This is a genomic window from Microbacterium sp. HMWF026 (genome assembly GCF_003061325.1).
Classification (GTDB): Bacteria; Actinomycetota; Actinomycetes; order Actinomycetales; family Microbacteriaceae; genus Microbacterium; species Microbacterium testaceum_E.
Genome location: NZ_QAJB01000270.1, coordinates 1 through 1303, shown reverse-complemented (window position 1 = coordinate 1303; position 1303 = coordinate 1). Strand labels below are relative to the sequence as shown.

The following is a 1303-nucleotide window of genomic DNA, read 5'->3' as shown; positions in this document are numbered from 1 at the left end:
CCGCCGCAACCGGTTTGGCGGCGGCGTGAGGGCGGCTGCGGCGCGCAGGCGGGCGCAGGCGTCTCGAGACTGCACGCGGCTGACAACTCGGCGACATTTTGCAACCGACTCGTCAGCGAGATGCCGTCTCGTGGGCCGGGAGCGCCCGGGCCGGCTGCGCCCGCGCCGGAAGGGGGGCGCGAGCGGACCGCGGGCGCGGCGAGACTGCACGTGGCTGACAACTCGGCGACATTCTGCAACCGACTCGTCAGCTAGACGCTGTCTCGCGGGCGAGCGGCGCGGGAGACCGATCGCGCGCCGCGGCGCGGAGAGCCACCGCAGAGCGACCGCGCAGCGCGACCGCGCGCAGCGCCGCGGCTCAGGACGAGGCGGCGGGTCGCAGCTCGAGGTGCGCGTCGCCGAGGCGGAACCGGCCCGGAGCGATCGCGGTCGATCCGGCGGCGATGCGTTCCGTCCGGCCGTCGTCGTGGACGAGCGTGACGCCGTTGGTGGACTCGAGGTCGGTCACCGTCCAGCCCGTGACCGTCCACTCCAGGCGCGCATGCTGCTTGGAGACCGTCCGCGTGTGGTCGGCGATCGGGACCGCCTGCACCGACTCATCGGAGGCGACGGGCTTTCGCCCGAGCAGGACCGCACGGCTCGTCAGGGGCACGCGGGTGCCATCGGGAAGATCGAGCGTCCACTCCCCGCGGCGCCGGGAACGGGGGCGAACGGTCTGCGTCTGCTCCTCGACCGGCGCCGCGGACTCGCCCGCTCCCGCGCCGGCGGTGGTGTCGGTGGAGTCGGTGGTCTCGTCGACCCGATCGGCGGCGGGGGCGGGCGTCGCCGCCGCGGCGTCGATGGGACGCTGAGTCATCGCGGGGGTGCCGTGCGTGCCTGCGGATGCCGACGGCCCGACGGGCGCGGACGGTGCGACGGATGCCGCCGGCTCGACGGGCGTGGACGGTGCGACGGATGCCGCCGGCCCAATGGGCGCCGTCGGCCCGGCGGGCGCCGCCGGCTCGACGTGCGCCGCCGGCTCGACGGGCGCGGCCGGTTCGACGGATGCCGCCGGCCCCACGGGCGCCGTCGGCTGGGCGGGCGCCGTCTGGGGTGTCCGGCGCAGTGAGGTGGCCTCGAGGTCGGCGGAGAGTTCCGTCGCCGCGGTCCGCGGCGACCGCCGTGTGGGGACGTCCGCGCCCTCCGAAAGCGGAGCCGACGCGGCTGCCGACGCCGGAGCGGTCTGCGGCGTCCGGCGCAGCGAGGTGTTCTCGAGGTCGGCGGGGAGGTCGGCGGCGCCCGGCGACGGCGCACGGCGCACCGA

General features: G+C 76.9%; 1 protein-coding gene. It reads right to left on the bottom strand.

Annotated features, from left to right (window positions below):
• Window positions 1–358: 358 nt before the first annotated feature.
• Window positions 359–1303: FHA domain-containing protein (locus DBR36_RS10490; protein ID WP_146185324.1), on the bottom strand; the 945-nt coding region annotated here is incomplete at its 5' end.